This window comes from Affinundibacterium amnicola, from assembly GCF_014284275.1.
Taxonomy (GTDB): Bacteria; Pseudomonadota; Gammaproteobacteria; order Burkholderiales; family Burkholderiaceae_D; genus Undibacterium; species Undibacterium amnicola.
Window position 1 is genome coordinate 215,782 of the sequence record NZ_JACOFU010000003.1, and the last position, 13,656, is coordinate 229,437.

At 45.4% G+C, this 13,656-nt stretch carries 14 protein-coding genes; 4 read left to right on the forward strand and 10 right to left on the reverse strand.

Features of this window, described 5'->3' with window-relative positions; translation table 11 throughout:
* Nucleotides 1-13 precede the first annotated feature (13 nt).
* The 5 genes from H8K33_RS08955 to H8K33_RS08975 all read right to left on the reverse strand — a co-directional run bounded on the left by H8K33_RS08955 (nt 14) and on the right by H8K33_RS08975 (nt 3,543).
* Entirely contained in the window at nt 14-568 is a 555-nt protein-coding gene (locus H8K33_RS08955) for a porin family protein (RefSeq protein WP_186890677.1), read from the reverse strand.
* Nucleotides 569-673: 105 nt separating this feature from the next.
* On the reverse strand, nt 674-1,351 hold the full coding sequence (locus H8K33_RS08960; RefSeq protein ID WP_186890678.1) for a response regulator: 678 nt from the start codon (nt 1,349-1,351) through the stop codon (nt 674-676).
* The gene (locus H8K33_RS08965) at nt 1,348-2,706 is read right to left on the reverse strand and encodes a sensor histidine kinase (protein ID WP_186890679.1); all 1,359 of its coding nucleotides are present in this window, start codon (nt 2,704-2,706) and stop codon (nt 1,348-1,350) included. Before H8K33_RS08965 ends, H8K33_RS08960 begins: the two co-directional genes overlap by 4 nt.
* 64 nt (nt 2,707-2,770) lie before the next feature.
* The gene (locus H8K33_RS08970; RefSeq protein ID WP_186890680.1) at nt 2,771-3,025 is read right to left on the reverse strand and encodes a SemiSWEET family sugar transporter; all 255 of its coding nucleotides are present in this window, start codon (nt 3,023-3,025) and stop codon (nt 2,771-2,773) included.
* Between the two features lie 8 nt (nt 3,026-3,033).
* Nucleotides 3,034-3,543, reverse strand: coding sequence for a flavin reductase family protein (locus H8K33_RS08975; protein WP_186890985.1), 510 nt, complete (start codon nt 3,541-3,543; stop codon nt 3,034-3,036).
* Between the two features lie 203 nt (nt 3,544-3,746).
* Between H8K33_RS08975 and H8K33_RS08980 the strand changes: the two genes are divergently transcribed.
* The 4 genes from H8K33_RS08980 to ybeY all read left to right on the forward strand — a co-directional run bounded on the left by H8K33_RS08980 (nt 3,747) and on the right by ybeY (nt 7,290).
* Nucleotides 3,747-4,094, forward strand: a complete 348-nt coding sequence (locus tag H8K33_RS08980) for a hypothetical protein (protein WP_186890681.1) — start codon at nt 3,747-3,749, stop codon at nt 4,092-4,094.
* Between the two features lie 103 nt (nt 4,095-4,197).
* Complete coding sequence (gene miaB, locus H8K33_RS08985) at nt 4,198-5,523, forward strand: tRNA (N6-isopentenyl adenosine(37)-C2)-methylthiotransferase MiaB (protein WP_186890682.1); 1,326 nt, start codon at nt 4,198-4,200, stop codon at nt 5,521-5,523.
* A gap of 103 nt (nt 5,524-5,626) precedes the next feature.
* The gene (locus tag H8K33_RS08990) at nt 5,627-6,805 is read left to right on the forward strand and encodes a PhoH family protein (protein WP_186890683.1); all 1,179 of its coding nucleotides are present in this window, start codon (nt 5,627-5,629) and stop codon (nt 6,803-6,805) included.
* A gap of 20 nt (nt 6,806-6,825) precedes the next feature.
* Nucleotides 6,826-7,290 (forward strand): rRNA maturation RNase YbeY, encoded by a 465-nt coding sequence (gene ybeY, locus H8K33_RS08995; RefSeq protein WP_186890684.1) that lies wholly within the window; start codon nt 6,826-6,828, stop codon nt 7,288-7,290.
* 90 nt (nt 7,291-7,380) lie between these two features.
* Here ybeY and H8K33_RS09000 read toward each other — a convergent pair whose 3' ends face one another.
* The 5 genes from H8K33_RS09000 to H8K33_RS09020 form a co-directional block, all read right to left on the reverse strand.
* Nucleotides 7,381-8,022, reverse strand: coding sequence for a DUF4386 family protein (locus H8K33_RS09000; RefSeq protein ID WP_186890685.1), 642 nt, complete (start codon nt 8,020-8,022; stop codon nt 7,381-7,383).
* A 53-nt stretch (nt 8,023-8,075) separates the two neighbouring features.
* Entirely contained in the window at nt 8,076-8,327 is a 252-nt protein-coding gene (locus H8K33_RS09005; RefSeq protein WP_186890686.1) for a helix-turn-helix domain-containing protein, read from the reverse strand.
* Between the two features lie 9 nt (nt 8,328-8,336).
* Nucleotides 8,337-8,924: a hypothetical protein gene (locus H8K33_RS09010; protein WP_186890687.1), complete on the reverse strand. Its 588-nt coding sequence runs from the start codon at nt 8,922-8,924 to the stop codon at nt 8,337-8,339.
* A 301-nt stretch (nt 8,925-9,225) separates the two neighbouring features.
* Nucleotides 9,226-12,486 (reverse strand): M1 family aminopeptidase, encoded by a 3,261-nt coding sequence (locus H8K33_RS09015; RefSeq protein WP_186890688.1) that lies wholly within the window; start codon nt 12,484-12,486, stop codon nt 9,226-9,228.
* A 12-nt stretch (nt 12,487-12,498) separates the two neighbouring features.
* On the reverse strand, nt 12,499-13,419 hold the full coding sequence (locus H8K33_RS09020; protein WP_186890689.1) for an ABC transporter ATP-binding protein: 921 nt from the start codon (nt 13,417-13,419) through the stop codon (nt 12,499-12,501).
* Nucleotides 13,420-13,656: the final 237 nt, after the last annotated feature.

The following is a 13,656-nucleotide window of genomic DNA, read 5'->3' on the forward strand; positions in this document are numbered from 1 at the left end:
TGGAATATATGGCTTAAAACCGCCACTTAAGACCGGCGCTTAGCTTCTGTTGTGGCACGTGATTTATTTTTCCGTCACGTTCAAATTCTAAAATGAAATCTAAGTGCTCTGCCATCTTGAAATCAATGCCGAATCCTAGTAGTGGGCGTATCGCTTGCGAAGATTTTTTATTGCTATTTTCAACGCTAAATTCAGAATGAATTTGTGTTAAACCGATTTTGGCGAACGCATCAAAAGAATCACCGAGCGGCATGCTGTATTTGCCGGCAGCGTAAAACATCTTGACCGATAAATCTGCAGACGATTTATTTTTTTCTGGGTGTTGAAATTGATAGCCAGAATTTAGATAACCAGCTTCTACACTAAATTGATTTTTGAAATCCAATCCAACGTATATTTTTTTGGATTGCTCATGCTTCGTATTTGGAATGAATTTCCCTGGCGCATATTGCCACGATCCTTCGCCAGGCGTTGCAATGGCGATGCCAATGTAGGGCTTTTGCGCTAAGACTTCAGCGGAAAAACACAGGCTGGCTGTGCATAAGAACAATATAAATTTATTCGTCATGGTGACCTCTGTAGCTCGAAATAATGTTGATTAAAAGTGCTCGCATATTAAGCGCTACTTTGTCGAGGCAACAGTGCCAAAAGTCATGTTCTCAAATAAGCTTCCCTAAATATAGCCAGATTCCAAACCACGCAATACTGCACGAATTCGGTCGCGGACATCTAATTTACTCAAAATGCCCGACACATAATTTTTGATCGTGCCTTCGCTCAGCGCTAAGGCGTTGGCGATTTCGGCATTACTTAAACCAGCAGCCATTAACGCCAGAATTTCCGTTTCTCTTTCGCTGAGTTTTGCATTTTGCAACTCGCTACTTTGCCCACTGAGTCGCATCTGTTGTAGCGACAGCATTTGGGAATTATTGGCACTATTCAAGATAGAGGCACGCAGACGTTCGGTTAGGGCTGGACGAAACAAACTACCGCCTTGCGCAACATGACGTATGCCATCTGCCAAGCGTTCTAAAGAAATATCCTTTAATAAGAATCCCTTCGCACCAGCACGAATTCCTTCTAGCATGACTTCATCATCGTCAAATGTTGTCAGTAAAATCGCGGGCGGTAGTTGCTTGGCATGTGCCAATAAAAATTCAATGCCAGAACACCGCGGCATACGAATATCTAACAATAGCAAATCAATCTCAGCAGGAAGCGCCAATAAGGCGCGTGCTTCGATGCCGTCGCTGGCTTCATACTTAACTCGAATATCTGCGGTCATATTCAGTAAGCCACTAATTCCACCGCGAACCAAGGCTTGGTCATCGACTAGTGCGACATGAATCATGTGTGATACTCATTTAAGGGAAATAGCATATTCAAATAGAAACCTTGATTATGAGCATGATCAAGTCTGAATTCGCCACCACACAGGCGCAGTCTTTCTTGCATACCTCGTAAGCCGTTATTTTCAATGAGCCTATCGCAACCTCGTCCATCATCGTGAATCTGAACGCTTAATTTGAGTTCGTGTTGCTTGATGGTGATTTTCATGTTTTTTGCATTCGCATGGCGAATGGCATTGGTAATCGCTTCTCGCACACAACAAAAAATACTGTGCGCGATATGGACAGGAATGGGCTTGTCCGGAGTGATAAAATGTAAGCCAATTATTGGCGTGGGTATGGATGTGCACAAAATTGTGAGGGCATTTTGTAAATTAATTTCTCTGTCATTTTTCTCACTACTGACGACAGCGCGCACCTCGGTAAGCAAGTCACGAGCAAGCTCGCGCGAGACAACTAGGGTTTGATGTAGCGTATTGTCGTTACCTGAATTTGTACTGGTCTCTAAATTCATTAACGAGCTATGCCGAAGTGCCAAGTCCAAATGCAGGTTAAGGGCTGTCAAATGATGTCCCAAGATATCATGCAAATCGCGCGCAATTCTTGTTCTTTCAGTGACGCGAACGGTATCGCTTAAAATGACTTGCGTTGCCTGTAGCTCAGCGTAGGCCACGCTTAATCGCTGTCGTTGCCTGATGTCTCGTTTTAGTGCAAGGACTATTGCAAAGCAAATACCGTAAAGCGATAACTGCGCGAACAGATAGAACACACCGATTTTCCAATGATGTATTGCCAGTGTCGGACTGCTAAAGACGTAATATAGATGAACCCCGCTATAGGCCAGCATCAGTAATGCCAACCAAACGAGCGCACGACGTAGCGAAAGAAAAGCTGCGAACTGAGCCGCTAACACTAGTAGCAGTGCGGACATGCCGAGTAGGCCTGCGATTAATTGTACCGAGAATAAGTGATTGTCACGGAAGCCTCGGTGCTGCACACGCAGCCAAAGCAAAGTAGACGACAAAAGAGGTAGCAATGCAAAATAGCTCAAGTAACAGAGATATTGCCACTCAAGTCGAGCATTCTCTGTATCGATCAAAATCCAATTGCTTAAGATATTGCGTACAAACCAAATGCAGAGAAAGCCAACAGGGGTTTGAAGATTGGCGTTCTGTGGCTCGGTAAAAAATAGTTCTAAGAATTCGAATCCACCGAAAATCATGCAAGCGAAAAAGCCGATGATGACGAATCGGTAGGATTGCAGTGTGCGGATCGACTCGTTCAAAGTTTTGGTGAGTGTGGTGTTCAAAAAAGCTTGAAAGTATTTGCTGAGAAAACTGTGTGTAACACTCGTCATACTTCAACCTTGCTTTTTACTTACACCATGATGTTGTGCTTCACCAAATTTTGCTTTTTTCAATTTACTTATAGACCAATTTCATCACAAGAATAAACGCGGAAAGCGAAAGCGAAATCACATTCGCCACAATAATTGGCCATGCGCCAAGCATCAAACCATAGGTTAGCCAGCCAACAGTTCCCGTCACCATAATGCAGTACATGCCCAGTGAAACGCCTTCGGCACGTTTGCGTCGCCAGGTTAGCCATGCTTGTGGGATGAAGGCGCTCGTGGTCAGGAAGGCGGCTATATAGCCGATGATATCTAATTGCGTCATAGCGTCAGTTACAGCGTTTTACTGGTCAAGAATTGACCATGATGAAATACTAAGGGTGCTTGATTTTTGGATGCACATTGTTCAACTTCGCCGACAAAAATTACATGGTCGCCTTCTGGATAACGACTGCGGTTAAAGCATTCGAACCAAGCTGATGCACCTTTTAAAATTGGCAAACCAGTACGTGATAATGTGTACTCCACACCAGCGAACCTATCTTCGCTACGACTGGCGAATTGTTCCGCCAGATGGCGTTGATCTGCGGCTAATACATTAATTACATAATGTGAATTATTGGCAAAAATAGGCATACTTTGCGCGCGGTCGCCAAGGCTCCAAATGACCAGTGGCGGATCAAGTGAAACAGAATTAAATGAGCTCGCCGTTAAACCTAAAAATTTGTCTTGGTCGAGACGGGTCGTAATCACGGTGATGCCGGTCGCAAATTGCGATAGAGCATGGCGGAAATGACGGCTATCAAAATCAGGTGGGAGTGCGGTGCTGGTCGGCGTGAGCATTGGTTTTCCAAAAACATTTTTCGCCATTATCCCAGATTTTTCTCGAAAGCATCGAGTTGCCAATCTGCGCCTATCGCTGTTGAGCTTAAACCGCGATGAAAACAACGGTCTGTGTTAAACTGTCGCCCTTATTGCTCTATGATGTCTTTTGTAACTAATTGATTTTTAAGAATATTATAGAAAACATTCAAAGGAGTGTCAGCATGTTAAATGGTAAATCATTAGGTTTGTTTTTGATTGGTGGCGTGCTCGCTTTTTTTAGCTTGATCTTGAATGCTGATGCGATGCAGATGGAGCGCAATTTTCCGGTCGATGTAAAGCGTGGAAAATTAAGTACTACGCCACTCGCAGAATTAGTCATCGATGGGAAATTACGCTTACATACACCTGCTTTGCGGATCTATAGCGAAGATAACTTGACGTTGACGATAGCAAGCGTTGATGTACGTAATATCATGATTAATTACGTAGAAAATGAATTCGGAGAAATCCAAAGAATTTGGGTGCTGACCGCAGAAGAGGCGCGTCAGCCTTTACCCAAGAAAAATTAGACTGACTGCAATGCAGCTTGATGCCCGGCTCGAATTTGAGATCGTGTCAATAAAAAATTGTGTTTGATTGTGTTTATTAAAATAGTAGGAAGACCTTAGTTCCATGCAGAAGAAAGTATTCATCAAAACCTTTGGTTGCCAAATGAACGAGTATGACTCGGACAAAATGCAAGACGTGTTGGCGGCAACTGACGGCATGATCAAAACCGATAGTCCGGAAGATGCCGATGTGATCTTGCTCAACACCTGTAGTGTGCGTGAGAAGGCGTCGGAGAAAGTGTTTTCTGATCTAGGACGCCTGCGTGAATTGAAAAAATCTAAGCCAGATTTGTTGATAGGCGTGGGCGGTTGCGTTGCCTCGCAAGAAGGTGAAGCGATTATCCGTCGTGCTCCTTATGTCGATGTGGTGTTTGGACCGCAAACTTTGCACCGCTTGCCGCAATTGATTAAAGACCGCCGTGATTCAGGTCGTTCGCAAGTCGATATCAGTTTTCCTGAAATTGAAAAATTCGATCACTTGCCACCAGCGAAAGTAGAAGGCTCAACAGCCTTTGTCTCGATCATGGAAGGCTGCTCTAAGTATTGCAGTTATTGCGTGGTGCCTTATACCCGTGGCGAAGAAGTTTCGCGCCCATTTAATGATGTCTTAGTTGAAGTCGCAGGCTTGGCAGAACAAGGCATTAAAGAAATCAGTTTGCTGGGACAAAACGTCAATGCCTATCGCGGCGTGATGGATGACGGCGAAATCGCTGACTTCGCTTTGCTACTGGAATACATTGCGGAATTTCCGCAAATCGAACGCATTCGCTTTGTAACGAGTCACCCTAAAGAATTTAATCAGCGTTTGATCGATGCTTACGCCAAAATTCCGAAATTAGTCGATCATGTGTATTTGCCTGCGCAGCATGGATCTGATCGCGTGTTGGCGGCGATGAAGCGCGGTTATACGTCATTGGAATACAAATCGGTCGTGCGTAAGTTGCGTGCGGTGCGGCCGAATATGCACATTTCTTCCGACTTTATCGTTGGCTTCCCAGGTGAAACCGATGAGGATTTTGACGCGTTGATGAAACTAATTAAAGACGTAGAATTTGATAATAGTTTCAGTTTTATTTTCAGCGCCCGTCCGGGTACACCGGCGGCGAGTTTGGAAGACACTACACCCGCGCCATTAAAACTCAAGCGCCTACAATTCTTGCAAGCGGTGATTGACGCGAATACCAAGAAATATAGCAACGCGATGATAGGAACCATACAACGCATTTTAGTGGAAGGCCCATCGGTGAAAGACCCGAATGAATTACAAGGTCGCACCGAAAATAATCGCGTAGTGAATTTCGCGGGTGGTAAAGAGCTGATCGGTACCTTGGTGAATACGCGCGTCACGGAATCTTATAATTATTCTTTGCGTGGTGAGTTGGTCGATTAAGGCAATGTAGGGCGGGTGCAACCCGCGCCGCCAACACTAAGATTTTTTCTGTGTTGAGGGGGGTTTAAATTTCACCTAAATTAATTTTAGAAAATAAAACATTTTGAAAACGAAGACGCCGGTTCCAGTTTTGTATTTTGTTCCTCAGCCCCTAGATAATTTACGGCTCGCGCATTTGTGCGGCCCTTTAGATGAAAATCTGCGGCAAATTTCTGCGGCTTTGGATTTAAGTATATTCCGCCGTGGTGAGAAATTTATTGTGAGTGGGCACAATGCAGAAAAGGGCTTGGAGTTACTCGAAAAGTTTTATGCGCAAGCGAAGAAAATCATCACCATTGATGAAGTACAGTTAGCCTTGGTGGAACAACGTGCCGCAAGTAGTTTGAAAAAAACGGCAGAGACAGGCTTTGCGCCGGATGAAGAATCTGAATCAGGATTAGAAGAAGTCAAGCCGGTAAAACGTCGTAGCACCAAAGCGACTACAAAGGCAGGTACGCCATCAAAAAACACACTCAAAGAAATTGCACCCGTCGAAGTTGAGGAAGCGATAGAAAGCCCCATTCTCAAAACGCGTCGTAGCGATTTACGTGGCCGTACGCCGCACCAAAATACTTATATCAAATCGATACTGGAGCACGACATTTGCTTTGGTATAGGACCAGCAGGTACGGGTAAAACTTACCTGGCAGTGGCTTGCGCGGTTGATGCTTTGGAACGTGATGCAGTTAAACGCATAGTGTTGACGCGCCCAGCAGTTGAAGCGGGCGAGCGATTGGGTTTCTTACCTGGTGATTTAGCGCAAAAAGTTGATCCTTACTTACGTCCTTTGTACGATGCTTTGTACGACTTGCTAGGCTTTGATCGTACGCAGAAAATGTTTGAAAAACAGGTGATTGAGATCGCACCTTTGGCTTACATGCGCGGCCGTACTTTGAATCACTCCTTCATTATTTTGGATGAAGCGCAAAACACCACGCCAGAACAGATGAAGATGTTTCTAACGCGTATAGGCTTTGGTAGTAAAGCGGTGGTTACTGGCGACGTTACTCAGATAGATTTACAACGGCATCAAAAAAGTGGTTTAGTGGATGCTTGTCAGGTTCTACGTAGTGTACGCGGTATCGCCTTCAATCAATTTACTAGCGTGGACGTCGTACGCCATCCTTTAGTCGGTCGTATCGTGGATGCTTATGAAGAAGCGACTCAACATCAAGATCAGCAAGATGCTGAAATTGTGAGCCTGAAGCATGCTACCGCAATGAATAAGCCTCGACGTCGATAATGTAATTAATTCAGATCATTATGAGCACTAGTCCAAAACATAAATTAACGCTATCCGTGCAGTACGCTGACGAACGTTTGAAAGACGTCTTGACGCGCCCTTTACTACGCAAAACCATACAAGCTGCCTTGTTCTTTCCCGCAGAATTAACGCTGCGCATCGTGGATGCGGAAGAGGGGCAAGAACTCAATCGTGATTATCGTGGTAAAGATTATGCAACCAATGTATTGACCTTTGCCTACACTGAAGACAGTGATGCCGAAGTGACGCAAGCGGACATTATTTTGTGTACCGATGTACTCGAAAATGAAGCCAAAGAGCAAAAGAAATCCGTACTCGAACACGCCCAACATTTAGTTGTGCATGGCGTTTTACACGCACAAGGCTACGATCACGAAACTGATGAAGAAGCGGAAGAAATGGAAGCTTTGGAAATCGAGATTTTGGCTGGTTTAGGGTTGGCGAATCCTTACGCTGAATCTTGATTTCTACGTTTGAACTTAGCGAGACCTCTGCAAAAAATTGTGCAGAGGTCTTCTTTTTTTACGTGGTAGTTTGTTTGAAATTTTAATCGCTTAATCTTGGCGTTGCCGTAACAGTGCAACACCTAGAAATCCAAACCAGAGGATTTGGCTGATGCCAAATATCTCTGTGAGTCCGGCAGCGGGGTAGCATGTCGCGATGCCAGCGACGCCGACAGCAATGCCGATATAGTGAAGTGCCTTCGGAAGTATTTCCGCTTTGAGCCCCGCGCAGCTAATCAGCAATACCCATAAGCCACCAACGATTTCATTGCCACCACCCAAAGCTTCGATGACAGTCGTTACGCTTAGCCATAGAGCGCGAGTTTGTTCTGGCTCAGTGAGATTTAATTTGAGCACAGCATTCAAACCGATGTTTGCCAGCATGCCACTAGCAATGACCAAGCCAATCCACAGCACGCCGAAGATTGACGCTAATTGGGTTAGCGTGCCGGCAGCATTTTTAAGTCGCTCATGTAATGCTAGAACCAACACTGCTAGCAGTACGCCAAAGATGACATAAGCAAGTAAATTACTGAAGAAAAGTAGGCTTTGATGCTCAGCTAAAAAAGTGAGTTTTTGTGCTGCGTTCAGACCACCTGGCATTGCCAGCACTGTGCCGTAAAGTGCAAATGTGGTGACATAAATTAAGGCTTCACATAGCGCTGCGATGCCAGCTGTTTTTTGTAAATTCATCGTCAGTTTCCTTTATCTAATACGTCGAAATGTTTAGCTTGGAATTGAAAAAATTACTCGGTATTTTCTTTGTCCTTAGTCGCCTCTTGAGCTTCGGATAATTTTCCATCAAAGGCCAAAATGTCAGCTGGCTGACATTGCAGCACGTGACAAATTTTTTCCAAGGTATCAAAGCGTATTGCCTTCGCACGTCCTGATTTGAGTACCGACAAATTTTGTGGTGTGATATCGACTAACTCTGCCAAGGTGTTGAGGCGCATCTTGCGCTGCGCTAACACCACATCTAAGTTCACAATGATAGGCATGCTGTTTCCTTAAATGGTAAGTTCGGCTTCTTCGTTGAGGTCGGTGCCGATTTCTAAGGCCCAAAGCATTAAACTTAGGAAACCTAGCTCTATCGAGAACAGAAGAACACTGGTGACAAGACTATTTATCCCTAAACCAACGCTAGAACTTGTAGCATAAAAGGTAGTGCAGATCGCCATTAATTGGCAGCCATAAAAAAAATAAGCAAAATACAGATTCATTTTGTATGCTTTTCGTGCATGATTTACGGCGACCTTGTTGAATATGTCTCCCTCGTAAAAACACTCAATTAGTCCATGGAAATAAAAAATAATGTAAGTACACATGTATAGCCCAATTCCCGCGATCGCAATACAGGTTATTTTGCTGGTTAGGTCTAGTTTTGCTTTCCATAACCACGCCATTGGGTCATTGATCACTGTCATATTTATGACAACATCTATTAACGTGGTATTCCCTGTTGGAAGGCATGCAAAAATGAGTAATGCGATCGCACCCATGAGTCCTGTCAAAATTAACATCGGCATAGAAATCCAAATCAAATACCCACTAACTTTGCGAAATGCGGCAATCCGCTTGTTGCGTTCTACATTCATCTATCGCTCCTCAAATGGTTTCATGATGGGCGTATTGTATGAAGTAAAAATATGAAAAGCAATGTTTATTTATTGTTTATCGATAATTTATTAATGTAAGTGATTTGTTAATAGGGTTTTGAATAAATGAGATTTATGCATAAACCTTGCGAGCGGCCGAAGTTCAGATCGAGAAGTGCACCTGTACAAGAGCGCAGATACATTCCGCTAGCCAGACTTCGATCACGCGCGCTGCTATCAACACCTTAAAGCTATGCTTGAAGATTTGTTTTTATAGCGTTAAGAAAAAATGGTAGTAACTTCATTTCTCAGATTTTCTTGGCGGTATTTCATGAAACTCTAAGCCGATGTCGCCAAACAAGCGATGCACGTATTCGGGCGATGGACTTTGTTCGGCGAACCGTGCAACTAGCTCGGGCAAGGTGGCCTGCATATCGTGCTGATGCAGTTCGATGAAATTTCTTAACACCGCATGATATTTTTCATCACCAAGATGGTTTTTCAGCGCGTGCAAGATGATCGGTCCTTTGCCATAAGCGATGTACTCTTGTTGCTCCAGATTGAGCAGCGAGGCTTGGTCTTGATGAGCAAATGCACGACCACTTTGATAGCGGCGTAAGTTGAATGCCATTAGACTCGTTTGCATGCTTGCGCCATACATCTGACCCAGTACACTCGCCTCAATCTCTTTTGCAATAGACTCGGTGAGCACCTTTTCACCACGGGTGATTTTCGGCGTTAGTTTTTCGCCAAACCATTGGTGTGCAACTTCATGGATGGTATTGCGCGCGACGTTATTGATCGCGGCACCATCCTGATAGTCCTGCAAGAACAGGGTTTCATTGAGCGCGACAATTCCAGCAGAAGCACGGCCACCAAAGGAATGGTAGTGAGGCACTTCGATGATTCTGAGAGAAGCGTAAGGATAATCACCAAATTGCTTTTGCATTGTTTTCAAGGTAAATGTGGCTGCTTTCGCGATTTCAGTCGCATTGCGTTGGTGCTCAGGGTGGAAGTAAAGGGTGACTGAAATGCCGTTTGCAGTCACTTGATGCCTTTGATATTGCGCACTGAAATAGCCGACAACTGGGTAAATATTTTGTGGCATTTCATATTGATAGTAAGAACGGCCGTCCTGTTGCCATTGTCGAACTAACTCCCCTGATGTCAGTGCCGTTTGCGGACTGGTGGTTGAGATGGTTGCTGAAAATGCGCGCTTTTGGGTAGTCAAACTTGGCGTCACTGAAGTTTTTTCTGCTAATCCATATGCCTTACGACTAAAACTATCGTCGATCTCTAGCATCGCGGCATAGCCCAATAAAGGCTCGAACTCGCCTTGATGAAAGTACACGCCGTTTTCCACGATGCCGCGGTTGATGGCAAATGCTTGTGAACGCATTTGCAAACTGTAATTGAGTGTTAGCTGTGCGCCTAGTTGCATTGGCTGACTAAGCTCAATGCTATATGTGTGCCAGAGGTTTTCTGATCTTTGCTCTACTATGCGTCCTGTTTCAATACTGATGTTTTGTAGTGGCTGCTTTGTGGTGACTAAGATCTTGGTAATCGGCTGATTGAAGTGATTGGTGATCTGATTACGCGATTGAATATTGACCAGACCTTGTTCTGGGTAGATATCGAGCGAGACCGTAGTTTGGCTAAATTCAGGATGTGGCAAGGTCGCAAAAGCGCGATAACTTTTTTCGTAGTCAGCTCTGGCTGCTAACTGAGCGTTGGTTGAATTTAGCCGCACCTGTGGCGGTAAGCTTGATTGTAACCAGACAACAAACAAAGCAAATGCGCCAAAAAAAATGATGCCAGCTTTGAATGCCCGCATAGCCTTATGCGCTAACCGCTCCTGTCGTAACCACCATCTCTGGGTGAATAGCGCGATGGCTAAAGCCAATGCTCCCCAGTAGATCGCCAACAAATTGAATTGTTCAAGGTGACCTGCAAAGCCAGCCAGTGCCGAATAGTCGCGGCTTAAATCGGGGAATTGATTCAGTTGCCATAAAACGGAGCCGTTCCCCGCAGTCTGCAGCAACTGACTCAAGCTGATCAACACGCCAGCACTGATCGCCATCGCCAGATACTTATTGGCGGAGGTTTTTTGTGCGATCAGCGTTTGGATAAAAAATATCAGTACGGCATGGTAAAGAGTCGGTAGCAGAAAATAGTAGCTGCTTACGCCATATAGCGTCCATGCTATGCTTGAATCAGCGATGGTCGTCTGATACATCATGCAGGCGCCAAGCATCAATACCAGCATGACCAGCGGAATGGTCATGCTGCTGATCAATTTGGCGAGGTAGTTGGTCGTTGAATACAGTGGCGTCGAGAGGATGATTTCTGCGACCTTCAGTTCGCGTTCTTGCCAGATGCTTTCCGCAATAATGAACACGAGTAGTGCCTGGGCAAACAGTCCAAATGCCTCACCAGCCTGTCTGATCAGGCCCGCGCTAGTGATGTATTTTCCGGAAAATTCATGGCTACTAAATACGCCAGCCACCATCAAGATACCAATCAGCAACATGCACGTCCACAGCAACAACAAAATGCGGATGGGCCAGTTCGCCAATAATTGACTGGTATAAAAAGCGACTTGCCGGCTCAATGTACTTAGCCAGTAGCGAGTGGCAGAAAGTTCTTGTGGTACTGATGTGAGTCTCACAGCTGGCATAGCATGTTGCCAGTCCACGGCGTTGTCCGTTGGTGCGGCTGCATGTTTAGCTAAGTTTCGGAGCCGGGCTTGCGGCAGTTGTGATGCTTTTGCTTCGCGCCATAAATAGCCTAATAGCAGCAAGCTTAGTGCGCTCACCCAAATTCGGTTGAGCAACATAGGTCCACTGAGTTGAAACCATTGTTGATTTTTTTGCTGCGGTAGCCAAAACTGTGTTTGCTCAAAAAAAGCACTGGCTGCAAATGGATCTACAATGGCAAAAAAAGGTGTCCATGCCGATGTCGACAATAAAGACTCGCCGCTGATTGGTGCCTTGATCACGATCAGTGCAGTGCCAGCTAGAGCGACCAGTAGTAGACTACAGCAATAGCTAATTTTGGCGTCGCGCCAGCGCGTGGTGACCGCAATAAGCACGGCACTTACCAGCAAAATGTTCGGTAAAACCACCACCAGCCAGGGCCAGGCAAAATCGCTCAAATTTAGCAGCTGTACTTTGGCCGGATCAGCATCAGTCAACAGTAGTGCCGCCAGCATCCCCAGTATCAGACAAAAAGAAATCAGTACGGATGACACCACAATTGTGATCCAACGGCTGACTAATAGCGGGCGATTGCTTAATGGTTCAATGACACTGGCAAATCGATGTTCCTGATCCTTTAGTAAGACGGTAATGGCGAACAAGGCCACCACAAACGTCAACAATATCGAAACCAGAATTAAAAAGTAGCTAATGCGATACGGAGAATTCAACGCGAGTTGTTCCATCCCTTCGCCGATCTGCTGGCTATTGATGAGATAACCGTAGCCAAGCGCTAATAGCGATAACACGATGAGCATACGCTGCTTCACCGCAAAATAGAGTTCAAATCCAAGTAGTGATTGCATGTCGTTGCTTCCTTATGCTACTTGCGTTTGCTGAAGATCCAAGCTTGCGTGCTGATGCTGTTGCAACAGGTAGAAATAAGCATCTTGCAAGTCAGGTGCAGCCTGGATAAAATCGGATGAAGGCGCTTGCGCTGCGAGGACACGCACTTGGCAACGGCCGCTAATAAAGCGGCTGGATAATAGCGGGAACTGCTGTTGAAATGCAGGGATCTGCTCTGGTGAAATGTCGGCTTGCCACAACTGCTTGGACAGACGTTCGATGAGTGTTTTCGGCGCACCGGAAAAGCGTACTTTGCCATGATCAAGCACCGCCATATTGCTGCACAAATTGTGAATGTCTTCAACAATATGGGTCGAGAAAATGATAATCATCGACTGGGCAATTTCACATAGCAAATGATGCAGGCTATGACATTCCTGAGGATCGAGGCCAGCCGTTGGCTCATCTACGATCAGGATTTGCGGATCGGCTAACAGAGCCTGCGCAATACCAAAGCGCTGCCGCATGCCACCAGAAAATTCGGCGACTGCCTGATGGCGATATTGGCTTAAATTTGTGCGTGCGAGCAGGTAGTCAATCTGCCGTGTGCGCTGTTGTTGGTCGCGGATGCCTTTCAGTACCGCCAAATAGTGCAGTAACTTTTCTGCCGACACCTTTGGATAAACGCCAAACTCTTGTGGCAAGTAACCTAAGACGCGCCTGATACTTTCCGGCTGTTTGCTAATATCGTTGCCATTAAATAAAATTTTACCGCTGTCAATTGACTGCAAGGTGGCAATGCTGCGCATCAAAGACGACTTACCCGCGCCGTTGGGACCAAGCAAACCAAACATACCGTTGCCCAGCTCCAGATGAATATTGTCCAGCGCTTGGCGATCCCCTGAATACGATTTGCAGACCTGTTGAATGAGCAGATGATTATTGTGCGCCATGTTGGTTCCTTGATGAGCAAATGAAAGGACTGCATCTTTCACCGCTGAACTAAGCAAGGCAATACATTCGCCAATTAATATGACTAAGCACCTGAGATCGACGGCCAACAATCAGAAATCTAGTGTGTATGCGTTCACCCTTCGTTTACGGGATTTCGTCCGCTAATTCGCAGCGTTGAACATGAATATCAGCGACAGCATGGAAAACTGGCGCTAAAACGCGTAATCTCCCACCTT